20 protein-coding genes are annotated in these 23,124 nt (G+C 66.0%); 11 read left to right on the forward strand and 9 right to left on the reverse strand.

Going from position 1 to position 23,124, the window contains the following annotated elements:
- Positions 1-184 precede the first annotated feature (184 nt).
- The 3 genes from BM197_RS03590 to BM197_RS03600 all read left to right on the forward strand — a co-directional run bounded on the left by BM197_RS03590 (position 185) and on the right by BM197_RS03600 (position 2,842).
- Positions 185-1,108, forward strand: a complete 924-nt coding sequence (locus BM197_RS03590; RefSeq protein ID WP_090708824.1) for a J domain-containing protein — start codon at positions 185-187, stop codon at positions 1,106-1,108.
- Positions 1,109-1,203: 95 nt separating this feature from the next.
- On the forward strand, positions 1,204-2,025 hold the full coding sequence (locus BM197_RS03595; RefSeq protein ID WP_177216701.1) for a nuclease-related domain-containing protein: 822 nt from the start codon (positions 1,204-1,206) through the stop codon (positions 2,023-2,025).
- Between the two features lie 493 nt (positions 2,026-2,518).
- Positions 2,519-2,842 carry a nuclear transport factor 2 family protein gene (locus BM197_RS03600; RefSeq protein ID WP_090708827.1) on the forward strand — a complete coding sequence of 108 codons (324 nt, stop codon included), beginning with the start codon at positions 2,519-2,521 and terminating at the stop codon, positions 2,840-2,842.
- Positions 2,843-2,955: 113 nt separating this feature from the next.
- Here BM197_RS03600 and BM197_RS03605 read toward each other — a convergent pair whose 3' ends face one another.
- From BM197_RS03605 to BM197_RS03620, 4 genes are all read right to left on the reverse strand, one after another.
- On the reverse strand, positions 2,956-3,384 hold the full coding sequence (locus BM197_RS03605) for an ATP-binding protein (RefSeq protein WP_090708829.1): 429 nt from the start codon (positions 3,382-3,384) through the stop codon (positions 2,956-2,958).
- Positions 3,371-3,709 (reverse strand): STAS domain-containing protein, encoded by a 339-nt coding sequence (locus BM197_RS03610; protein WP_090708830.1) that lies wholly within the window; start codon positions 3,707-3,709, stop codon positions 3,371-3,373. Before BM197_RS03610 ends, BM197_RS03605 begins: the two co-directional genes overlap by 14 nt.
- A complete protein-coding gene (locus tag BM197_RS03615) occupies positions 3,706-5,658 on the reverse strand; it encodes a glycosyltransferase family 2 protein (protein WP_090708832.1) in 1,953 nt (650 codons plus the stop codon). Before BM197_RS03615 ends, BM197_RS03610 begins: the two co-directional genes overlap by 4 nt.
- A 125-nt stretch (positions 5,659-5,783) precedes the next feature.
- Positions 5,784-6,959, reverse strand: a complete 1,176-nt coding sequence (locus BM197_RS03620; protein ID WP_177216702.1) for a PP2C family protein-serine/threonine phosphatase — start codon at positions 6,957-6,959, stop codon at positions 5,784-5,786.
- 267 nt (positions 6,960-7,226) lie between these two features.
- Between BM197_RS03620 and BM197_RS03625 the strand changes: the two genes are divergently transcribed.
- The 3 genes from BM197_RS03625 to BM197_RS03635 all read left to right on the forward strand — a co-directional run bounded on the left by BM197_RS03625 (position 7,227) and on the right by BM197_RS03635 (position 10,471).
- The gene (locus BM197_RS03625) at positions 7,227-8,201 is read left to right on the forward strand and encodes an NAD(P)-dependent alcohol dehydrogenase (RefSeq protein WP_090708835.1); all 975 of its coding nucleotides are present in this window, start codon (positions 7,227-7,229) and stop codon (positions 8,199-8,201) included.
- A 192-nt stretch (positions 8,202-8,393) separates the two neighbouring features.
- Positions 8,394-9,416 carry an isopenicillin N synthase family dioxygenase gene (locus BM197_RS03630; protein ID WP_090708837.1) on the forward strand — a complete coding sequence of 341 codons (1,023 nt, stop codon included), beginning with the start codon at positions 8,394-8,396 and terminating at the stop codon, positions 9,414-9,416.
- Positions 9,417-9,607: 191 nt separating this feature from the next.
- Entirely contained in the window at positions 9,608-10,471 is an 864-nt protein-coding gene (locus BM197_RS03635) for a ribokinase (RefSeq protein ID WP_090708838.1), read from the forward strand.
- Positions 10,472-10,530: 59 nt separating this feature from the next.
- Here the strand turns inward: BM197_RS03635 and BM197_RS03640 are convergent, their stop codons facing one another.
- A complete protein-coding gene (locus BM197_RS03640) occupies positions 10,531-11,799 on the reverse strand; it encodes a J domain-containing protein (protein WP_090708840.1) in 1,269 nt (422 codons plus the stop codon).
- A 182-nt stretch (positions 11,800-11,981) separates the two neighbouring features.
- The gene (locus BM197_RS03645; RefSeq protein WP_090708841.1) at positions 11,982-12,887 is read right to left on the reverse strand and encodes an oxidoreductase; all 906 of its coding nucleotides are present in this window, start codon (positions 12,885-12,887) and stop codon (positions 11,982-11,984) included.
- Positions 12,888-13,076: 189 nt separating this feature from the next.
- On the opposite strand from BM197_RS03645, the gene BM197_RS03650 reads away from it, so the two are divergent.
- Both BM197_RS03650 and BM197_RS03655 read left to right on the forward strand, forming a co-directional pair.
- On the forward strand, positions 13,077-13,679 hold the full coding sequence (locus BM197_RS03650) for a TetR/AcrR family transcriptional regulator C-terminal domain-containing protein (RefSeq protein WP_245762366.1): 603 nt from the start codon (positions 13,077-13,079) through the stop codon (positions 13,677-13,679).
- 101 nt (positions 13,680-13,780) lie between these two features.
- Positions 13,781-14,434 (forward strand): MBL fold metallo-hydrolase, encoded by a 654-nt coding sequence (locus BM197_RS03655; protein ID WP_177216703.1) that lies wholly within the window; start codon positions 13,781-13,783, stop codon positions 14,432-14,434.
- Positions 14,435-14,438: 4 nt separating this feature from the next.
- Here BM197_RS03655 and BM197_RS03660 read toward each other — a convergent pair whose 3' ends face one another.
- From BM197_RS03660 to BM197_RS03670, 3 genes are read right to left on the reverse strand one after another with little or no spacing between them, the layout of a single operon-like run.
- Positions 14,439-17,315 carry an FAD-binding and (Fe-S)-binding domain-containing protein gene (locus tag BM197_RS03660; protein WP_090708846.1) on the reverse strand — a complete coding sequence of 959 codons (2,877 nt, stop codon included), beginning with the start codon at positions 17,313-17,315 and terminating at the stop codon, positions 14,439-14,441.
- Positions 17,312-18,532 (reverse strand): MFS transporter, encoded by a 1,221-nt coding sequence (locus BM197_RS03665; RefSeq protein ID WP_090708848.1) that lies wholly within the window; start codon positions 18,530-18,532, stop codon positions 17,312-17,314. Before BM197_RS03665 ends, BM197_RS03660 begins: the two co-directional genes overlap by 4 nt.
- On the reverse strand, positions 18,529-19,434 hold the full coding sequence (locus BM197_RS03670) for a MurR/RpiR family transcriptional regulator (RefSeq protein WP_090708850.1): 906 nt from the start codon (positions 19,432-19,434) through the stop codon (positions 18,529-18,531). The genes BM197_RS03665 and BM197_RS03670 overlap by 4 nt, the downstream gene beginning before the upstream one ends.
- Before the next feature lie 225 nt (positions 19,435-19,659).
- Between BM197_RS03670 and BM197_RS03675 the strand changes: the two genes are divergently transcribed.
- From BM197_RS03675 to BM197_RS03685, 3 genes are read left to right on the forward strand one after another with little or no spacing between them, the layout of a single operon-like run.
- Complete coding sequence (locus BM197_RS03675; RefSeq protein WP_090708851.1) at positions 19,660-21,213, forward strand: ABC transporter substrate-binding protein; 1,554 nt, start codon at positions 19,660-19,662, stop codon at positions 21,211-21,213.
- Positions 21,214-21,269: 56 nt separating this feature from the next.
- The gene (locus BM197_RS03680; protein ID WP_090708853.1) at positions 21,270-22,241 is read left to right on the forward strand and encodes an ABC transporter permease; all 972 of its coding nucleotides are present in this window, start codon (positions 21,270-21,272) and stop codon (positions 22,239-22,241) included.
- Positions 22,238-23,122: an ABC transporter permease gene (locus tag BM197_RS03685; protein ID WP_090708855.1), complete on the forward strand. Its 885-nt coding sequence runs from the start codon at positions 22,238-22,240 to the stop codon at positions 23,120-23,122. Before BM197_RS03680 ends, BM197_RS03685 begins: the two co-directional genes overlap by 4 nt.
- Positions 23,123-23,124 lie beyond the last annotated feature (2 nt).

Raw genomic sequence — 23,124 nt, forward strand, 5'->3', positions numbered from 1 at the left:
CGGCCCTCTCCGGCCGGACACAGCTCGCGAACGAGTGAATATCCGAAGTTGGAAACACGGGTCGGCGTTAGCGGCGGAAGTCTGGCCTTCTGCCTGCGACCCAACCGCCGCTGGCTTCGAGCACGCCTCCCAGATTTCCTCGGTATCGTCGGATACGCAGAATTCCCCACCCGAAAGCGAGCGGATGCCAGACAGCCCGATCTCGGCGACGCCTTACGAGGTCCTCGGCGTGAGCCCGACAGCCGGCCAGGACGAATTGCGGCGCGCCTACCGCCGCCTGATGCGCGAGACTCACCCGGACACCGGCGGAGATGCCGTCCGGTTCACCGCCGTGCAACTCGCCTGGGAACGGATCGGAACCGTTGAGGGGCGCGCCGCCTACGACCGCGGTCGCTCGACAGGTGCGACCGCTCCCGAGGAACACCACACCTGGGCAGCATCCGCCGCCAAGCCGCGGCCGGACTCACGTCCGCGGGCTCGCTCGTACGGGCATCCGGGCGGCTGGCGGAGGGAGCGATACCTCCGGCTCATGCGGGAGTGGACCGGCCGCGGCGTCGACGCCGACCCCTATGACCCCGCGCTCGTCCGCACCGCGCCGCGTGAACTCCGCCACCTTCTCGCCGACGCGCTCGCCGAGGAGTCCACCGCCCGCAACCTCGCTGAGCTCGGCCTCGGCTTCACCGTCTGGCATGACGTCGCCACCGGGGCACCCGACGAGAAGATCGACCACATCGTTCTCGGGCCGACCGGGCTGTTCGCCCTGCTCTCGGAGGACTGGGGCAGCGAGGTGAAGATCAAGCGCGGCGAACTCATCGGCGAAGCCATCGACGGAGAACGGCCCATGCATGGACTCGCGGCGCGGGCCAAAGTCGTCAGTCGGTCGCTGCGCGTGAAGTTCACCGGACTGGCGATCGTGCTCCCCGACGACGCCCTCGAGGCCCCGTACGTTCAGCTCGGCAGCAGCCGGGGCGCAGCGACGCTCGCCATCCGTGCGTCGTTCCTCCCCGGATTCCTCCGGGCCGGGCTCCCCGACCTTGCCAGGGCGGGCGGCAACGAACTCTTCGACCTGCGCACCCGACTGCAGAACGGCATCCGCTTCGTGGAGTGACCCGGATGATAGCGGCTTGTCGCGAGCCCGTTCTGGGGATGCAATCGCGCCAAGGCGGCTCAGTACTGTCGAATGACAGCTACAAAGGGAGTCCAGTGACCGTCACCGCCACGAGCATGCGACAGCGCAAGGCTGCACAGGCCGTCATCGAAGAGCTCCTCGCTGACCCCTCGCACCTCGTCGAGCGTGGCCCGCTGGCCCGCATTTTCGGCCGTTCACCGCTCAGCAGCAGCGGGGCCGCCTGGTTCCGGGGCGCCCAGGGAGAGATCGCGGTCGGGCGGATGCTTGACACGCTGCCGGCGGACTGGAGCGTCTTCCACGCACTCCCGGTCGGCACGAAAGAAGCCGACATCGACCACCTCGTCGTCGGATCAGGCGGTGTCTTCAGCATCAACACGAAGCACCACCGCGGAAAGCCGGTCTGGGTTGCGAACCGGACCCTGATGGTGGCAGGACAGCGCCAGCCGCACATCCGCAACGCCGAACACGAAGCCGCCCGCGTGACCAAGCTCGTGCACGCCAGGCTGGGCCTGACCGGACGGGTCCGTCCGGTCGTCGCGATCCACGGTGCCGCCTCGATCGTCGTCAAAGAGCAGCCGGATCTCGTCACCGTTCTCGACGCTCGCCGCTTGCGGCGCTGGCTGCTCAAACGTCCGGTGCAGTTCGGACCCGAAGACCTCACCCGCATCGTCGGGCTGGTCGATGACCCTGCCACCTGGCGCACCGGGGCATCCGCCCCATGCGAGCAACTGTTGGCTCGCTTCGATGAGCTTCGCGGCGAGGTCCGCACCGCCACAACCCGGCGCTCGCTCTGGAGCTTCGGCAGCCTGGCAGTCGCCGGCGCCGGGCTGATTTTCGTCGCTCCCCTGCTGCTGACGGCGATGTTCACGTCACTCGCTACGAGCCTGATGCCGTAACCCGCTGGTCAACGAGCGAGGGGCCGCGCCGGATCGGCGCAGACCCGCTCGCCCGGAGGATGTCGCGGTGTGCGAGGAACGCGACATCTCTTTCCCCCCAACAGACGAACCCTTGTGAGGGTCGCCATATCGCGTGTGTGCGTTGGCGCACGTTGCGCTCGGCGGAAACGCTGCACTACGACGCTAGTCGGGGCGCGCTCGCGTTTCTAGGCGATGATTTCTTGCACGAGGGTGCGGACGATGTTGTACGCGGTGCCAAGCGTGAGGCCGGATGCCTGGGCTCTCGCTTTCACCGGAAGGGGGTTTGAGCGTTCGCCACGACATCCACGAGAGCGGCGCGTTGGACGGAGCCAAGCAACGTACCGTCGCGATCACTCGTCATCATCGAACCCCTGTGTTCCGGGGTAGCCACCTTTGCCCGCTACGGGTATGGCATTTACGGCTCCCCCATTCGGGGGCTAACGTGAGTGTCACGCGAGAGAGAGGGACCGACATGGATTCCACAATTCCTGAGCCGGTTGCCCGGTTGGTGGCTGCTGCCAACTCCGGAGACACCCAGGGCTTTCTCGACACCTTCGCCCCGGATGGCACCGTCAACGACCAGGGCCGCGTGTTCACCGGTCGCGATGAGATCCAACGCTGGTCGGATGCCGAGTTCATCGGCATGCACGTCACTCTCGACGTCACCGCCGACATCACAACCGGCGAGTACACCACGTTCACGGCAACGGTCGGTGGTGACAGCTTCACCGGGCAGAGTCACTTCAGCTTCACGGTGGAAGACGACCTTGTGGAGCAGATGACGATCACCGCCTGAGCGCGTCGCTACTCGTCTGCAATTGCGGAGATACTGGCTGAAACCATCCGTTTTCGCCTGGAAAGAGAAGCAACGGGCGGAATCTCCGCTCCTGCGAATGCCGTAGCGGACAGTCAGTCGGCGGATGCCTCAGAAGCAGCTCGCTTCTTGATGAGCGACCACACGTTCCGGTCCTCGACGCGTTCGTAGCGAACCTCATCGACGAGCATCTGCATGAAAGCAAGGCCACGACCGGATTCGGCGAGGTCGTCTGGCATGGTCGCGGTACGCATCCGGAATCCGCCTGCCTCGGCTGTGTCACTGAACTGCGCTCGCAGCTCGGTGGAGTCAGCTGACACCGACAGGGCGCAAGTGACGCCGTCGCCCGTGTCGGCGTGCTGAATGACGTTCGATGCAAGCTCGACTAAAGCGGTTTCGAACGCCATCCGGTCCATCTCATCGATATCCGGGTGCAGAGCCCAGGTCTCGTGGAGGAAGTCGTGGACGGCGTCGACGTCAGTGGGCGGCGAAGAGAAGAAGAACGAGTTCTCATGTTTCGTCATGGAAGGCGTCCTCCGCAGTGTCGTAGGTCTTCAAAACCCGGTCGAGGTTCGACAACTGCAGCACCATAACGACCTGTTTCGTCGGTGCGGCGATGCGCAGGTCGCCGCCCGCCTGGCGGGTGGTCTTCAGGCATCCGATGAGGGATCCGAGACCGGAGGAGTCCATGAAGTCGATGCCGGAGAGGTCGACCACGATCTTCGACCGGCCGGCATCGACGAGTCCTGTGATCACCTGACGGAGGGCGGGAGCCGACACCATGTTGAGGCGCCCGTCGCCGCGGACAATCGCGATTGTGTCTCCGACATTCTCGCTGTGAAACTTCATTTATGCCTTCCTTTTCTTGCGGAATAGCCGCGATACGAGACCGCCCGGAATAGGACGCTCAAGATGATCAGATCGAAGACTGCCCAGAAGATGTTCACGCCGGTGCCGAGCGGCTCGGCTCCGTTGACGAAGATCCGGACAAGGCCGATGAGGATCGCGAGTAGCAGCAGGACCATAACCACCAGCTGAGGCCGGATCAGGTGCCAGGGCCGCCCGGTCGTCTCCTGCCGGGTCTTCGGAGTGACCGCGAACCCGAGCGGTGTGCCGAGCACGACGTTCTGGAACGCTGTCGTGCACGCTTTGATCCAAACCGGGAACAGGGCCAGGCTGTACTGCTGCCCCCGCCAGGTCGGCACCCCGCGCCCGGCGACGAGGAACAGCAGCTGGTTCACGAGAATGAACGGCACGAACCGCACGAAGAAGTCGAATGCATTCGTATCCACCGGGAGGATGCCGAGAACGAGGAACACGATCGGTGCGGCGAAGTAGACGAGCGCGGCGTAGCCGCTCAGGTACGTCCACATTGTGGCGAAGTACATCAGCCGCTGAGGCAGCGTCATTCCCCACTGCACGAGCGGGTTCTCGCGCAGCAGGACCTGCATAGTGCCCTGCGCCCAGCGCAGTCGCTGGGTGAGCATCGAGCCGACGTCTTCGGGGGCAAGGCCGTCGGCAAGCAGTTCGTGGTGGTAAACGCTCTTCCAGCCGAGGCCGTGAAGCCTCATAGACGTCGCCATGTCTTCCGTCACTGAGATGGTCGCGAGCGGCATCACCGGCTGCGCCTCGTCCGGGCGGTCGATCGCGATGGAGCGGAGCACGGCCTGAACTGCCTCTAGCGCGTTGAATGGCGACAGTTCCTTCGTCGCCAGCGCCGAAACGGTGTTCTGCAGGTCGATCTGGTACTCCAGGTTCGTCGCGCCTGGCACCGGCGCAGCGAGGGCGTAGATCTCCTTGAGGTCCTCCTCCATCGCCGCGAGGTCGACGGCGACGATCGACTCAGCGGCCCGGTCGACGCGCTGATGCAGAGCGTAGGTGACCTCGGCGAACGGTTCCTTGCGCGCCAACTGGCCTCGGGCATCCGTGATCGCGGCGGCGACCTCATCGAGCGCCGCCCGGACGGCGGGCTCGGCAGCCGACGGATGCGAGCGTGCCTTCCGCACGACACGGGACGCCAGCCGCAGCGACGAGGTAACCGACCGGTCGAGTTCGTCGACGTAGCCGAGGACTCCAAGCATCATCAGCGCCTCGCGACGCAGCACAGCGTTGGAGCCGCAGAAGAATGCCGCGTTCCAGCCGTCCTTGCCCTGCTGGATCGGCCCATAGAACAGGGGCGCCTGGCTGCCGAGCGGGTCGCCCGTTGCGACGTTGCTGAACACCTGAGGCGTTTGCACGAGCGCAACCTTGTCGTCGGTGAAGTAGCCGAGCGTGTTGTCGAGGATCTCCGGGCGCGGAATCTGGTCGGCGTCGAGGATGAGGATGAACTCTCCATCGGTCATCGACAGGGCGTTGTTGACGTTGCCGGCCTTCGCGTGCCGAGGCAGGCCGTCCCACTCGTCTCCGCGTGTGATGTAGCCGATGCCGGCGGACTCTGCCGCCTCGCGCATCTCAGCCCTTGCGCCGTCGTCGAGGATCCAGGTCTTGTGCGGGAATCGGATCGCCTTCGCCGCCATCGCCGTCGTCATCACGAGGTCGATCGGTTCGTCGTAGGTGGTGATGAGCACGTCTGCCGTGGCGGATGCCGCGGGCGGCGGCGGTGCGAGGCGCGTCCTCGCCTGCCACATGGTCATGCCGAAGAGGAGCACGTCGATGAGGCTGTAGGTTTCGGCGATGATCAGCGGGATGGCGATCCACCAGGCATCCCAGTTGAGCGAGAACAACCAGCGCCAGGCGATGTAGTTCACGCCGAGGATCGCGGTGAGCACGACGATGAGGCGGAGCAGGAAGAGTCGCATCAGTTCCCCACCCGTCGGATGGCAACACCCGCAGCAAGCCGGGGATGATGACGTAGACCATGGGGTTGCAGGACGACGCTCCAGGCAACCCAGCCCTCCAGCGTCTGACTTTCAGGAGACACGGCTCAGCTCAGGCGTGTGATCACGACGAGGGTCACGTCGTCCGTGGCGTTTCCATGGGTCAGCGCTCGAATTCGTTCGGTGATGTCGCGCACGGACGTCGCTGTGCGGGCGAGTTCTCCGAGCCGGTCGAGCGAGGCGAGTGTCCCATCGAAGAGGTCGAGCAGCCCATCAGTGAACGAGAGCAGGACATCGCCGGCCAGAAGCGTCGTCGAGCCGGTCTGCCACGTGCCGGCCGGCGTGACTCCGACGGGGAGGCCGGTCGCCTGAAGCCGTTCGACCCGGCCATCGGCCCGCGCAATGATGGTCAAACCGTGGCCGGCGTCTGCATAGACGAGTTCTCCGGATGCGACGTCAAGCCGCGCATGGAACAGGGTGGCGAAGGTTTCGGTCGCATCGAAGTCGCTCGCCAGCTGCGCGTTGACCTGCGCGACTGCGAGGGCCGGGTCTGTGCCGGTTCGGGCTTGGAAGGCCGAACGGACGCCGGCGCCGACGATGGCGGCTCCCGCACCTTTGCCCATGACATCCGCGACGGTCACGTCGACACCGGTCCCGTGTTCGCTCCAGCTATAAAAATCGCCACTGACCTGGTGGAGCGGCACTGACAGCCCAGCGCTGTCCCACGCGGGAGCCCCGGGTTGGCTCTGCGGGAGCAGGCTGCGCTGGATGTCGGCGGCGCGGTCACGCTCGGCGGTCTCGCGGAGTTCACGTTCGACCCAGGTGCCGAGGTCGTCGAGAAGCTGTCTGTCGTCGTCGGTGAGGTCGCGTGGGGATGTATCCACCAGGCAGAGTGTGCCGACGTTGAGGCCTGGATCAATGCTCAGCGGCCGGCCGGCGTAGAAGCGAATGTGACGCGGCCCGGTGACGGTGTCGCGATTCGCGAACCGCGCGTCGGCGGTGGCATCCGGAACCACCAGAAGCTCCTGCTCCTGGATCGTGATGTCGCAGAAGGACTCGGAGCGGGGTGAGTTCGGTGAGTGCCCGGGCGTCTGGGGCGATTTGGTGAACTGTCTGTTTTCGTCGAGGAGGTTGATTTCGACCACAGGCACGTCAAAGAGCTGCCGCGCTATGCGCGTGATCCGGTCGAAGCGTTCCTCGGGAGGGGTATCGAGAAGGTCGAGCTCCTCGACCGCTGCGATCCGCATGCGTTCGCTCGCGCTCATGGCGGCTTCGACTGTCATGATCCCCCTCGAGTCAGCAGGCTTCTGCTGTCGGCTCGTAATAATCGTGCGTTGCAAGCGCTGTCCACCCTGACCCGCTGCGTGCTGCATCTGGCTCTCAGCCTAGGACACGGCGTGGCGTTCGGGGGACAACGATTGAGTGGCGGCATGCGCTCCCGGTCATTTCCACTGCGGCCGGACGCCGGCGCTCTACCGGAGCAGCGCGTCTGTTGCCAAACTGTCTGCATGGGCGTGCACCCTCGAGCACATCCACCGAGGAGCAGAGGCATGAAGGCAGTAGTCCAGGACCGGTACGGGGCGCCGGAGGTGCTCCGCATCGAGGAGCTAGATCGCCCCGCTGTTCGCGATCACGACGTGCTGATCCGGGTGCGGGCCGCCGGCGTTGACGCGGGCGTCTGGCACACGACCGCCGGCAAGCCGTACCTCATCCGACTGTTCGGCTTCGGCCTGCGGGCGCCGAAACAGCGGACCCCCGGGCGAGATGTCGCGGGTCAGGTGACGGAGGTCGGCGCCCAGGTGACGTGGTTCAAGCCGGGTGATGAGGTGTTCGGCACCACTCTCGAGGGAAGCTTCGCCGAGTTCACCCGCACCACCGAGGACCGCCTCGCGGTCAAGCCCGAGACGATCAGCTTCGAGCAGGCGGCGGCGTCTCCGATCTCAGGCTGCGCCGCACTTCATGCATTGCGCGATGCGGGTCGTTTGCGCGCCGGCGAGCGGGTGTTGGTTCTCGGCGCCGGTGGCGGAGTTGGATCCTTCGCTGTGCAGATCGCGGTCGCTCTCGGTGCCAAGGTCACCGGCGTAGCCAGTACGTCGAAGGTCGACTTCGTCCGCTCGCTCGGCGCTGAGAAGGTGATCGATTACGAGCGGGAGGACTTCGCAGACCGCCCCGAGAGGTACCACCTCATCGTCGACACCGCTGGACACAACTCGCTCTCACGCCTGCGTCGCGTCCTGGTCAGGTACGGCACTCTCGTCATCGTCGGTGGTGAGGGCGGCGGCATGCTGTTGGGTGGCTTCGGTCGTTCCCTCGCCGCTCCGCTGGCCTCCGTCTTCGTTCGGGAGAGGATGATCGGACTGATGTCCGAGGAGGACCAGCCCGCGCTAGAGACGCTTCGCGAGATGCTCGCCTCCGGCAGCATCACGCCGAGAATCGACCGGATGTTCCCTCTCGAGGAAGCAGGTGGGGCCATCGAGTATCTCCACTCGGGAAGCCCCCGCGGCAAAGTCGTCCTGACCGTATAGCCGGCTTGGCTCGTACGCAAAACAGGAAAACGCAGGATTAATAGGACGCCTGTGCGATTTCTCCCCTGAAAACAGTGCGATCTCCTGAAAACCGTCATCCCGGCCCACCTGTCCAGCGTGACGCGCCCGGGGTTCGAGCCGCCCGTCGTCACATTGGCCGGAGCATCCTTTGCAGCGTGTCAGCATTGAACTATGAGCTCTAGCCTTCCGATCCTCGATTTCTCCCGGCTGGATGCCGGCGCTGACGAAGCCGCCGCGTTCCGCGCCGACCTACTGCGCGCAACCCACGAGGTCGGGTTCTTCTACCTCGTCGGTCACGGCGTCGACCGTGAGCTGATCGACGATCTCCTCGCTGTTTCCCGGCGGTTCTTCGACCTGCCGACCGAAGAGAAACTGAAGCTCGAGAATGTGCACAGCCCACAGTTCCGCGGGTACACCCGGGTCGGCGGTGAACTCACCCACGGCGATGTGGACTGGCGTGAGCAGATCGATATCGGTCCGGAACGGGATGCCGTCGAACTGACCGAGGGGACGCCGGACTACTGGCGCCTCGAAGGCCCCAACCTGTGGCCGGAGGTGCTGCCGGAACTGCAGCAGGTCGCCGAGCGGTGGAACGACGAACTCAGACGGGTCTCACTGCGACTGCTGCGAGCCTGGGCGCTGTCGCTCGGTGCCCCGGAGGACTCGTTCGATGAAGCGTTCGCCGACAAGCCGTTCGCGTTGACGAAGATCGTGCGGTACCCCGGTGAGTCCGGTGCCGAGCGCAAGCAGGGTGTCGGGGCGCACCGCGACGGTGGCGTGCTCACCCTGCTGCTCGTCGAGCCGGGCAAGGAAGGACTGCAGGTCGAATACAACGGCGAGTGGATCGATGCGCCGTCCATCCCCGGTGCGTTCGTCGTGAACATCGGCGAGATGCTAGAGCTCGCCACCGGCGGCTACCTCAAGGCGACGCTGCACAAGGTGTTTTCGCCGCCGATCGGCTCCGACCGTATTTCGGTACCGTTCTTCTTCAACCCGGCCCTCGACACGGTGATGCCGAGGCTCGAACTGGACCCCGAACTCGCGGCAGCGGCTCGTGGTCTCTCGGTCGACCCGACGAACAGCCCGATCCTCGACACCTACGGCGATAACGCGCTCCGCTATCGGCTGCGTGCGCACCCGAATGTGGCTGAGATCCACCACCCGGATCTGCTGGGCGGCAGCGCGTCAGCTTGAGATAAGGAAAAAGCGCCGGGATAAGGATGCTGCAGCGACAGCATTCTTAAGGGTTCCGGATGCCTTCACGCCTTCATAGTCGCCCGGTCGGAACGCCTCCAGCCCCTTCGCGAATCGCCTGGACTTGCGCTGAGCCACGCATGGACCGGCCATAATCGATGAGGCCGGCGAATCCTGAAAGGCACTCCCCCATGACTCATTCTTCGCTCCCCTCCGTTGCTGTTGTCGGAACGATCAACCTGGACCTCGTTGCGAGCGTCGACCGGCTTCCTGGCGCTGGCGAGACCGTCGCTGGCGGTGTCTTGAGCCGGCACATGGGTGGCAAGGGGGCGAACCAGGCTGTGGCATCCGCTCGCCTTGGTGCGTCTGTTCGCATGATCGGCGCGGTCGGTGACGACAGCGATGGGCGATGGATGCGCGGTGAAATCGAGGCTGCCGGTGTGGATGTCTCCCGGGTTCGAACGGTTGATGCGGCGACCGGCACGGCGCTCATCGTGGTCGACAGGGCAGCAGAGAACCAGATCGCGGTGTGCCAGGGCGCTAACGACGAGGTCACGGTTGAGGACGCCGCGTTTGGTGCGGACGAGGTCGTTATCGCTCAACTCGAGATTTCGATGGCGATAGCGGCGAGACTCGCGGAGGTCGTGCCCGGCTATCTCGCCGTCAATGCGTCGCCGGCGCAGCCGATCCCGGCGGAGTTGCTGCGGCGCGTGGACCTGTTCATCGTTAACGAGACAGAGTATGAGCTCATGCCGGAGCTGGCCGAGGCGCGGTTGGTGGCTGTGACGTATGGGGCAGCAGGAGCAGCGCTCCTCGAGCAAGGTCGCGAGATCGCCCGGGCCGCTGGTGTCTGCGTCACGGCGGTCAACTCGGTGGGGGCCGGTGATGCGTTCTGTGCGGCGCTGGTGCTCGCGCTGCGTTCGGGGCAGTCGCCCGAGCATGCACTGCGGACCGCGTGTGCGGTCGGGGCGGCCGCCGTGTCGCATCCGTCGTCGCAGCCGCCGTTGGAGTCTCTTGCCGTGTATTCGTCGGCATCGCCCGACGGCTCGGTGTGAGCTTCCTCCGGTAAAAAGGCGCAATCAACACGACGGTCGTACCGACGTTTAAGTGGCGCCTATGCAAACGCCACCCGCCGCGCCACCCGCTCCACCAGCTGGCGCACTTCCCAGCTCTCACCGCGTTCGATGCCGTGTATCCCACCACCGAGCATCGGCGCAAGCCGGGTTATCCCGATCCGCCACGAGAGGGTCGGCACCTCTCCGAGCTTCGCCGGCGGCGCGTTCACCGCAGCCGGGTCCAGATCGACGAACAGCACCCCGGACAGGGCGGCAACGCCAACCGCATCCGCCAACTCCGTCAGTCGCGGATCGAGACGCGGCCGCTCACTGAGGGGCTCCACGAGAAAGAGACCCTGCGGCCCGACCACCAGATGCGAGGCATAGGCATCCGTTTCGCGGATCCGCACGTCATCCCAAATGGTGAACTCATCACTGAGCGACTTTAAGGCCCCGGCGATTTGCTCCTGCGCCAGCGCCCTGGCGAGCTCGACCTGGGCTGCGGCTGGCGCAACCATCACCGACTCAGGCGAATACGGCGATCGGAGAAAACTGTCTGGAGACTCGGGGAGACGGCCCAAGTCCTCGTGGAACGCCCGCAGGTCGGCAGCATGCGCGGCCCAAAGCCCGGCATAGATGTCCCGATTGCGCGCCCGGACGCGACGAACCTCGGCACGCGCAGGACTCGTGCCCAGCCGCAGCGTCGCCACAGCCCCGCCACAGAGGAACGCCACCCCGAAGAGAGCGATCGTGACGTGGCGCAGCACAGGGAACAGCGCGTCCGTCGGAATCGTGGGCAGATTTCCGGCGGCAGCCGCGATCGCGGCCAGGCCGGCAACGATCAGCACAAAGGTCACGAACAGTTGCAGGCAAACGACGCCCCACATGTGCAGAAAGCGGTCACGCTCGTGCGGGATGCGCGGCGGCTTCGCGGGCGGCGTCGGTGGCTGGGGCGACAGCATCCATTCGCGGGCGATATCGAGGTATCGGGAACGTGAATATCCGCCCGGATGCCCGTGGGCCGTCGCGAAAGTCGGCGTCGCTGTCGCGGTTGGCTCGTCGGCTGTCCGGCGCGACGACGCCCGTTCGCGGCGGGTCTCGCCCTTCGGAGGAGCGGATGCCCTTGGCAGGTTCAGTCGGTCGTACTCGCTTCGCCGGGCGGCATCGCCCAGAACGGCCCACGCCTCTTGCACCCTGCGGAAGCTCTCGGCCGAGCCACCGACATCCGGGTGACTGGCGCGGAGCGCGCGTCGATAGGCTCGCTTGAGGTCATCGAGATTTGAGGCGGGCGGCGCACCGAGAACGTCGTAATAGGTCTCGCGACTCATCCGCCCCCCTCGCTCGGTAAGCGACACCCCAATCTAGGGTGAGGTGATTCGGCAAGCGAGGCCCCAGTTGTGGGATGCCGACGAATGGGCGCTCATCTCGTCTGCAACGACTTCGCTACATCAGCCAGACACCGAGCACCAGCTCGAATCGTGAACGGGTGGAAGGAAAGGGGCGGGGGCAGCTAGAGAGGGAAACTGACGCCCGTGAGGGTTTCGGATGCCGCCCAGAGGCGGGCGGCGACGGCCGGATCGGAGGCGTTAGCGGAGCGGTCGACGAGGACGGGTGGGCCGGCGAAGCCGCCGCGCTTACTTGGCCCGGCGTATCCGGCGGGCGGCATCGGTGCCGTCGCAGCGAACAGCGTCGGGGCGGCGCCGTCGATCGACGGCTGGGCGAAGACGGCCACAACGGCCTTGGCGAAGAGGTTGAGAGCAACGTTGGTCGAACTCGAGTTGAGGTTCGTCGCCGCCATGCCGGGATGCGCCGCGGTGGCGAGAACGCTCGATCCGGCTGCCGTCAGGCGCCGCTGCAGCTCGAGGGTGAACAGCAGGTTCGCCAGCTTGGACTGTGCGTAACCGGCGGAACCGCCGCCATAACGGCGCGTGGTGAAATTGAGGTCGTCAAAGTCGATCCGGCCTGAGCGGTGCACACTGCTCGACACGATAACGATGCGTCCGATGATGTGCGGCAGGAGGAGGTTGGTCAAGGCGAAGTGGCCGAGGTGGTTGGTGCCGAACTGCAGCTCGAAGCCATCCTCGGTGCGGGTGAGCGGCGGCACCATGACGCCGGCGTTGTTGACCAGGATGTGGATGTCACCGGTCCAGGCCGCGGCAAATTTCTGAATCGACACGAGGTCGGCCAGGTCAAGTCTGCGAACCTCGGTCGACCCCGCGATCGTGGCCGCGGCATCCTGCCCCTTCTTCTCGTCGCGCACAGCGAGCACGACATGGGCTCCGTGCGCGGCGAACGCACGGGTGGCTTCGAGGCCGATCCCGCTGTTGCCGCCGGTGACGACGACCGTTTTGCCGGCGAGGTCGGGAATGTCCGCCTGGGTCCAGTCGTGGATGGTGGGGGCGAGCGTGCTGGTCATGATCGTGGTCCTTCGGATAAGTCACCATACGGTGTAAGGTGATGCCTGAAAAGTACCATACGGTGTAAGGTGGCGTCTGGAGGTAATTCAGAATTGTCTGCATAGACGAGACCGGAGGGCGTGGTGGCACAGTCGACACCGAAGGCGACGCGAGAGCCAGTGACGCGAGAAAGGGCGATCCGATTGGCAGTGGCGCTCGCCGACTCAGGAGGCATCGAGTCGCTGAGTATGCGCAAACTCGCGGGAGAGCTCGGCGTCGAAGCGATGTCCCTGTACTACCACGTGAAAAACAAGGACGAACTGCTCGACGGCATGGTCGGCCTCGTCGTCAGCGAGATGGCCGTGCCGGCTGCGGATGACGCGTGGAAACCAGCCATGCGCGAACGCTCCGAGTCCGCGCGGGAAGTGCTCAAGCGGCATCCGTGGGCCATCTCGCAGGTCGACGCACGGAACACGCGTGCAACCCTGCACTACCTCAATGCGACAATCGGGTGTCTCGTGGGAGCGGGATTCTCGATCCCGCTGGCGGCCCACGCCATGTCTCTGCTTGACAGTTATGTGCACGGCTTCGCGCTGCAGGAGTCGTCGCTGCCGCTTGACGAGGCGGGGGATATCGGGGCCGTGACCGAGGACATCCTGGCGCAGCAGGAGATGATGTCCGGTGCGTTCCCTTTCCTGGGGCGGATGGCGACCGAGCTCATCCTGCAGCCTGGGTATGCATACGGCAATGAGTTTGCGTTCGGGCTCGGGATAATCCTCGACGGGATCGAAGCGTCGCTGGAGGCGCGATAGGGGCTGGCTCGTCGCTCAAGCGCATACCGTTCTCGATGCAGGACCTCGACCGGGATGCCCGTACGTGGTGTACTACGGGGGAGCCGCCAGAAAGGACCGCCATGCGCCTGACCGCTGAGAACGTGTTCCAGCTCGAGAAATCCAGGGGAGCCAACGGGTACGTCGTTCGCGGCGACGGCCGCACCGCCGTGATCGACCCGGGGATGGCGTCCGCATTCGATGACCTGGTGGCCGAACTGCGCGACGCTGAGTCGCGAACCGGGCCGATCACGGACATTTTGCTCACGCACTACGACCCCGACCACGCTCAGGTGGTGAAGCGGCTGCAGCAGACGCTTCAGGTCCAGGTCTGGATCAGCACCGCGGATGCCGCGATCCTGCGTGGCGATGTCGCCCCGCCGACCCGGTTTCGTCGCTTCCTTCACCGGATGAGCTCGTCGGAGTACCCTGACGGGGTTGTGGAGGTCACCGGGACGCTCGAGATCTTCCCCGGGCTGCTGGCGTTCCCGACGCCAGGGCATACCCCCGGTCACCTCGGTTTTCGCTGGAACGATGTCCTGTTCACCGGGGATGCCGTTCGCGTCACGAGGCAGGGCAACCTCAAGCAGTTCCTCTGGCTGCTGACCAGCGATCGGCCGATGGCGCGAACGACGGAGCGATTGCTGCGGGAGCGGATCAAGGCCGAGGAGATCGAGTGGATCTGTGCAGGCCACAACCCGCCGACGCGCTGGGTGGGTGGCGCCGAGGAGTGGTGAAGTCTCAGCGCGTCGCCTCCTCGAGTAGCTCCAGGATGTGCCGGTAGTTCTCACCCGTCGCCCGGCTCATGCCGATCTCGCACGTGCGGTTGCAGGATGCATGCGCATCGAAGTCCCCGGATGTCACCTCGGCAGCCTCCGCGCGCGTGGCAGCAGCGGTGAGCTCCGGATGCAGCATTCCGCGGTCACCCGCGAAACCACAGCAACCCCAATTGACCGGCACGGCCGCGTCGACGGCGACAGCATCCGCCAGTTGTTGCAGGTGGACGTTCGAGCCGAGCCGTGTGCTTGAACAGGTGGGATGAAGCGCGAGCGTCTCCAGCATCCGTTCGGGTTTCAGGCTGGGCAGCAGCCGCTCGGCGGCGAAGTCGACGGCATCGAGAATCGTCAGCTGGATCGGAGCACCATCGATTTCGCGCACGTTCGTGAGAGCGTGCAGAAGTCCCTCGGAACACGAGGAGTTGTCGCAGACGATCGGCAGGCGTCCGCCGTCCGAGGCGGCCACGAGGCTGCGCGCCGTCTTCTCGATCATGGTGTCGTAACCGGTGCTGAGGCCCTTCGACTTCCACGGAGTCCCGCAACAGAGCGACTCGATCGACTCCGGGGTAACGATGTCGACGCCAGCGCGCTCGCAGAGACGTCGGAACGCCACCGCAGAGCCGAGACCCCCGGCGGCCGGGCCGAACATGGAACCGACACAAGCGGCGAAGAACACGACCGGTGTCGTTACGCGGGGTACCGCGGCCGGCTCGACGGGCTGCGGGTCGGCCCGCTTCGAGCCTCCAGCGGGCAGGTCCGAGCTCCACTGGGGCACGATGTCGCTACCCAACACCGCTCGCCCCAGCGCGCTCGCCGACCGGGCCACAGGGGCAGGCAGGGTCTTGGCTGTGCTGAGGGCGACGGATGCTCCGCGGCTCACGGCTCCCCAGTGTTTAGCGACAGCCGCGCCTCCCCCTTTCACGGCGGCCCCGGCATCCTGTTCCCGCAGCCGTCGCACCAGATCCCCGGTGTTGATGAGCACGGGGCAGGCGGTCTGGCACATGCCGTCCGCGGCACAGGTCTCGACGGAGGCGTACCCCTCCGCCTGAGCCAGCCGCTCATCCAGCGCGTGATCGCCGGAGGTGCGAGCGGCTGCGCGGGCGCGACGCACGACGATGCGCTGCCGCGGGGTGAGCGTCAGGTCCTTGCTCGGGCAAACCGGCTCGCAATAGCCGCACTCGACACAGCGGTCCACTTCGGATTCCACTTCGGGTGTGAGTTTGAGGTTCTGCAGGTGCGAATCGGGGGAGTCCGTCAGCAATACACCGGGGTTCAGGATGCCGTGCGGGTCGCACAGCCGCTTCACCTCGAGCATCACCGCGTAGAGCTCGGCACCGAACTGGCGCTCCACGAACGGCGCCATGATGCGGCCGGTGCCGTGCTCCGCCTTGAGCGTGCCGCCGGCCCGCAGCACCAGGGTGACGAGGTCCTCGGTGAACGCCCGTTGACGTTCGACGGCGTCAGCGTCGGTGAAGTCCTCGGTGAGCAGGAAGTGGATGTTTCCGTCCTTCGCGTGCCCGAAGATGACGGCGTCGTCGTAGCCGTACCGTTCGAACAGGACCTGAAGCGCGGCGCAGGTGTTGGCCAGCTCGGGAACGGGCACGGCGATGTCCTCGAGCAGCGCGGTGGTTCCCGGCGGTCGCACACCGGCGATCGCCGCGTAGAGCCCCTTGCGGAAGTGCCAGAGCCGGGCGCGTTCAGCGGCGTCCCTGGTCGGCTCGAGTGCGGGGGCGCCGGCGGATGCCAGGGCGTCGGCCGCCGTGTCGAGCTGTCGCTCAAGGTCGGCGTCGTCGGTGCCGTGATACTCGACCAGGAGCGCCGCATGTCCGTCGATCACGAGGGCGTCGAGCATGCCCGCCGCGGTCGGATCGTTCTGGATCACCCGGAGGGATGCCGCATCCATCAGCTCGAGCGTTGCTGCTCCGGTGTCGAGGAGGGTAGGGAGGATGCGTGTGGCTGCGTCGAGGCTCGGGAACAGCAGCAACGCCGTCGCAACCGCTGGTGCGATCGCGACGGTCTCGAAAACCGCCTCGGCGACGAAACCGAGCGTTCCTTCACTGCCGACGAGGAGGTGGGCGAGGATGTCGACCGGTGCGGCGAAGTCGAGGAACGAGTTGATCCCGTATCCCATGGTGTTCTTACCGCGGTACTGGCGCTCGATCTCCTGCACCAGGTCGGGACGGCCGGTGAGGAACTCGCGGAGCCGGACGAGGCCTGAATGCAGTTCCGGTTCAGCGCTCGCCAGCGTCGCGTCGGCATCCGGCGCCGTCGTGTCGATCACCGTGCCACTCGGCAAGACGAAGGTCAGCCCGCGGAGCGTTTGGTAGCTGTTGTGGTGCGTGCCGCACGCCATGCCGCTGGAGTTGTTCGCAATGACGCCGCCGATGGTCGCAGCGATTTCGCTCGCCGGATCCGGACCGAGCTTGCGCCGGTAACGGGCAAGCCGCGCGTTGACCTGCCGCACGGTCGCGCCCGGCTGAACCTGCACGAGGGTGCCGTCGTCGAGCGGTTCAATCGAGCGGAAGTGCCGCCGAGTGTCGATCAGGATGCCGTCACTCGAGGCCTGCCCCGAGAGGCTCGTTCCGCCGGAACGGACCGTGACATGGCGACCGGTGTTCCGGGCGAAGGCGAGAACCGCGGCCAGCTGAGTCGCGTCCTGCGGTGTCACGACAGCGCTCGGGGTGAGCAGGAAGTGTGAGGCGTCTACGCCGGCGACGATCCGGTCGAATTCCGCGACGCTGACCCGCGCGTCCCCGATCCCGGGTGTCGCAGCCAGTGCAGTAGCGAGGGCGTCGTCACCCGATGGAAGCACCGCGCGGGATTCGAGTTGGGGATTGATCATGGGGTGGAGCCTTCGTGCTGAGCCGCGGTGAGCGGAGGCGATACGGGAAGTACGGATGGGCGGGAGAACAGCAACACGAGGCTAGCCCCGGCGCACAGAACCAGGCAGAGAACCGCCGAGAGCAAAAACGTTTCCGCGCTCGTCGGCCCCAGCCCGTTCACGAGCACGGCGGCAGGCACGAGCGTGCCGCCCAGCGCCCCGGCCGCGACGAGCGGTCCCGTTGCGCGGGCTGCCGCACCGGAGGGGAGGCGGTCGAGCGCTTCGCCGAGCACCAGTGAATACACCGGCGCCATGGCGACGACCGCCGCGGCGAGGCCGAGAAGCCCGAACGGCGCCGGCGCGAGTACGGCGGATCCGAGGGCGGATGCTGCGACGGCGGTGCAGGCGACCAGCAGGACTCCCGGTCGAAGACCGCGATGCAGCAGGCCAGCGGCGAGAAATCGCCCCGCCGCCATGCAGATCCAGAACACGGAGGTGCCCAGCGCAGCCGTCTGGGCGTTCAGTCCGAGCACGGCGGCCGGGATGACGGCAGACCAGCCCGAGAACACGGTTTCGATGCCGACGTAGATGACCAGGGCGAGAGCGGCGAGGGCGAACGCGCGCACGCCCCCGGTCGACCAGCGGGGCCCGCCAAAGTTGGGGGAGTCGCGCACCGGGTCGGGCGCTGCCTCATCGCTGCTGAAGAGCGCGAAAGAGGCGGTGAGATGCAGGACGGCGACGAGCACGGGGATGAGCCACCAGCCACCAGCGGCCACCGCAACCAGGATCGGGGTGACCGCGGCGACAACCGCGACGGTGCCAGTCAACGCTGCGAGGGTTCGCGTGGCGGAGCCGGCCGTCGAACGTTTGGCGGCCACGCTCGCTGCCGCCTCGGTGAGACCGAACCCGACTCCCGCGACCGCTGCGACGAGAACCACGGCATTCCCGGCGGTCACGAGTATCAGCGCAATCAGAGAGGCCGCCTGCACGAGCGCTCCGAGAGCGGCGACCGTGCGCGCACGCAACCGAACGAGCAACGGGGCGGACAGAAGAACACCGATCAGAAGGCCCGTGAAGAGAGCGGGAACGGCAGTGAGCGCCGCTGAGCCGAGACGAAGCTCGAGGGACGGGATGAGCGCCGGGATCGCGGCTGCGGTGCCGCCCATTCCGGCGAAAGCCGCGAAAAGTCCGACCCGCGAACGGATGCCTGCCGAGTCGCTCACTGCTGTGTCGCTCACTGCTGGGCCGGGACGTCGCGGTGGATCGCGGCGTACGTGCTCCTCAGCGCCGCCATCGAGCTGTCGTAGTTGGACTGCGCGACCCCGATGAAGAGGCAGTCAACGACCATGAGCTGAGCGATCCGGCTGCCGAGCGCGCCGGATCGAAAGCCGGTCTCTCGGGCGGCCGTGGTCAACACGATGTCGGCGTGGCTGGCCAGCTCGGACCCGTCGTGGTTTGTGAGGGCGATCGTCGTCGCGCCGCCGGCCCGTGCGAGAGCCAAGAACCGGACGGTGTCGACAGTCGCGCCGCTGTGCGAGACGGCGAGGGCCACCGATCCGGATTCAAGTGTTGCTGCAGAGGTCCACGCCGCATGGGTGTCCGGCCAGTTGAGCGCTACGCGGCCGATTCGGATGAGCTTCTGCTGCAGGTCCTGTCCGACGAAGGAGCTCGCGCCAGCGCCGAAGATGTCAACGCGCCTCGCCCCGGCCACGGCGGCGACAGCGGCTGACAGCGAGTCGAGGTTCAACATCTTGGCGGTGTCGGCGATCGAGAGCGTCTCGGCCGTCGATACCTTGGCCACGATGTCTTCGATCGTGTCGTTCCTGTCGATGTCGCCAGACACCTCGGGCAGCGCCGCCGTTTCGAAGGTCTCCCTGGTGACCTCACGAAGCACATCCATCCGGAGCTGACGCAGGTGCTCGTAGCCCATGCGCTTTGAGAACCGCACGACCGACGTGGTGGACGTCTCGCACCGGGCGGCAAGATCCGCAATGGAGAGGGCGGCCGTCGCGCTGGGTTCAGCGAGGAAAAGGGCGGCGATGCGCTGCTCGGTCGGTCGGAGTTGAGGCATCGCAGCTCTCATCCGCACCAGGACGGCCTCGTGCTGGGCGTGAAGTGCCGGGATGTCGGTTGTTGGCATTGCCGCTCTCCTCGCTGATCGCAGTATTTTCGTGGCCGCTGGCCGTGGCGACCCCGTCGCATCGGCTGGATTTGTGTCGTCGAAGTAACAATAGAAGAAACTTTGGTACATAACCACTGTCTTTCGTGTACTTTTATGACCTACTGAGATCACAGATGCTCGCCGGCCCGGTTCCACACCGGGCAGTCTCACCGTCGAGGCATCACCAAGCACTGAGGAGTTCCCATGTATGGAGGCACTCGCGCTAAGCGAGCGGGCTTCGCAGCGATCGGGCTGGCGGCGACATTCGCGCTGGCGCTGACCGGCTGCAGCCCAACGTCCGACAAGGCCGCCGAGCCCGCCGCAAAGGGCGGCGGTTCGCTGGTCGTCGGCGTCACGAGCGACCCGGACACGCTGTTCCCCTGGAAGGCAACGCAGTTCCAGGCGGTCAACGTTCTGCAGAACCTGTACGGCACCCTGACCGAGTTCGACGAAGACCTGAAAGTGGTTCCCGGTCTCGCGGAGTCATGGGAGGTTTCCGAAGACGGACTGACCGTCACCCTGAACCTGCGCAAAGACGTCACCTTCGCCGACGGCAGCACGTTCGGCTCGGAAGACGTCAAATCGTCACTCGAGAAGATCAAGGACCCGGCTACAGCAGCTGTCTCGGCCTCATCGCTCGCTTCAGTGGCATCCGTCGAGGCGCCAGACGAAGCAACGGTCGTGCTGACACTGACCGCTCCAGACGCAGCCCTGCTCGCCAACCTCGCCGTCGTCAACATGGCGATGCTGTCGTCAGACGACACCGAAGAGGCGCTCAACAAGACGCCGAACGGCACCGGGCCCTTCGTGCTCGGGGAGCGCGTGGCCAGCCAGTCGATCACCCTCGACAAGAACGACGACTACTGGGGCGACACGGCGCTGCTTGACTCGGTTGAATTCCGCGTCATCCCGGATGAGTCGTCGATCGTTTCGGCGATGCAGTCCGGCAACGTGCAGATGGCGGTGTTCGACGACCCGCTGGTCGCCGACACGGCGAAGAGCAACCAGCTCACGGTCACCGAGACCCCGCAGCTGAGCTACCACGCGCTTCAGCTCAACGCCACGAAGGGCGCCCTGACCGACGTCAACGTTCGACTGGCGATGCAGTGTGCCATCGACCGCCAGCAGGTCCTCGACACGGCCGCCCTCGGTGAAGGTGAAGTGACCGGACCGATCACCTCGCCCGCGTACCGTTCAGACCCGGACGCTCGCCCATGCCCGGAGCGCGACCTCGACAAGGCAGCCGAATACCTCGACAAGGCCGGCATGGCCGGTGGCGTCACGGTGAAGGCGATCGTGTCGCAGGGCGAGTACGCCACGTCGACCAACGAAGCGCAGAACCTCAAGGCGCAGCTGGCCGAAGCGGACATCACCCTCGAGATCGAGGTACTCGAATCCGGTGCATACGTCGACCGCTGGGTCGCAGCCGACTTCGAAGCTGCTATCGCCCTCAACGGCGGACGCCCGGACCCGGACGGCATGTACGGCCGCTACTTCACCAGCACCGGCAACCTCAACAAGGTCGCCGGGTACAGCTCGCCTGAACTGGACGCGCTGTTCGCCGAAGGCCGTCAGACATCCGACCCCGACGCACGTGCCGAGATCTACGAGAAGGTCTCGAGCGAACTCGAAGACAACGCCGCGTGGATCTGGCTGTTCACGAGCTACACCTACACGGTGACCGCCGCCAACGTCGACGGTTTCGTGCCGATGGTGAACGGTTCGCTGCAGTACCTCCGCACCACCTCGCTCAACTAATCGAGAGCGGCGCGGGACGCATCGCGTCCCGCGCCGCCCCCACCCCCCGGAAGATCATGCTTCTCACAATCACTCGGCATCCGGTGCTGACCCGCATCCTCGGCGCGGCCGCAACCCTGCTCGGCGTCGCGATATTCGTCTTCATCATGTTGAGGGCCATCCCCGGCGACCAGATCACCGCCGGTCTCGGCACCGAGGCAGCCGCACTGACTCCTGATCAACGGGCAGCCCTCGAGGCCTACTACGGCCTCGACCAGCCGCTCCTCGTGCAGTTCTTCACCTGGCTCGGCAACATTTTCACCGGCAACCTCGGATTCTCGTCGCGGGCCCAGGAATCGGTCCTCGACCTCACACTTCAATCGCTGCCCGTGACGTTGGAACTTGCCCTGTTCTCCATCGTCCTCGCGCTCCTCATCGGCATCCCGCTCGGCATGATGTCGGCGTCCAAGCCCGATTCTCCCCGGGATGCCGTCGGCCAGGTGGTCGGTCTGGCCGGGCTCTCCGTGCCCGCATTCCTTCTCGCGACCGCCTTGCTGGCGATTCTCGCGTCATCCTTCGGCTTCAACCCGAACGGGCAGGCCTTCGCCCGCTTGTTCGAGAACCCGGCCCTCAACCTTCAGCAGATGCTGCTGCCCGCGATCGTGCTGGGCTTCGGCATCGCAGCGCCGATCATGCGCACAACGCGCACGGCGGTACTCGAGATCCGGTCCAACGACTTCATTCGGACCGCCCGGGCGAAAGGCATCCCGCCTCGCCGGCTGCAGGTCAAGCATGTCCTCGGTAACGCACTCGTGCCCATCGTCACCATGACCGGACTGCAGTTCGGCTACCTCCTCGGTGGCGCCGTCGTCGTGGAGCAGATCTTCTCGCTGCCGGGGATCGGCCGCCAGGTGCTCCTCGGCATCCAGCAGAAGGAGTACGCGCTCGTGCAGAGCACCGTCCTCGTCATCGCCCTGTCGTTCGTGCTCGTCAACCTGTTCACCGACCTTCTTTACCGAATCATCGACCCGAGGGTGCGTGCCGCATGAGTGACCTCACACAGGCAGCCCTGGCCCCCGGCGGTGGCCGCACCATGGAGCGCGCACGTGCGCTCGTCCGCAGCCGGAGCGGCCTCATCGGCCTCATTCTCATCGCCATGCTGACCGTCCTGAGCTTGTTCTCCGCTTTCGGCTGGCTCCCGTACGACCCGATAGCGCAGGACCCGCCGTCCAGGCTCCAACCGCCGTCGTCCACCCACTTCTTCGGCACCGATCAGTTCGGCCGGGATGTCTTCTCCCGGGTCGCAGCGGGAGTGGCGAACTCGGCGCTCATCGCGGTCGTGGCCGTCGCCGTCGCCGCGATCATCGGCACCCTGTGCGGCGTCATCGCTGGCTTCTATCGGGGCGTCTCCGACGGTGTGATCAGCGGTGTCACCAACGTGCTCTTCGCCTTTCCGCCGCTGCTCCTGGCCCTGTCACTCGCCTCGGTGTTCAACCGCAACTGGTTCACGATCGCCATGGCGATCGCCATCGTCTATGTGCCGATCTTCATCCGCGTTACCCGCGGTCCGGTCCTGTCGTTGCGCGAAATCGAATATGTGAAGGCCGCAACGAGCACCGGCCAGAGCCGCTCCCGTGTGATGTTCCGCCATGTGCTGCCCAACATCACCTCAATCATCATCGTGCAGGTGACCTTGTCGTTGTCCTGGGCGGTGCTGACCGAGGCTGCCCTGAGCTTTCTCGGTCTCGGCACCCCGCCGCCCGCGGCATCCCTTGGATCGATGATCTTCGACGCCCGCACTCTCGTCACCATCGCTCCGTGGACGATGATTGCCCCCGGCGTTGTCGTCGTTCTCCTCGTCGTAGGTCTCAACCTGCTCGGCGATGGACTGCGCGATGCACTCGATCCCCGAAACAGAGGCAAGAAATAAGC

This window comes from Mycetocola miduiensis (assembly GCF_900115155.1).
Lineage (GTDB): Bacteria > Actinomycetota > Actinomycetes > Actinomycetales > Microbacteriaceae > Mycetocola_A > Mycetocola_A miduiensis.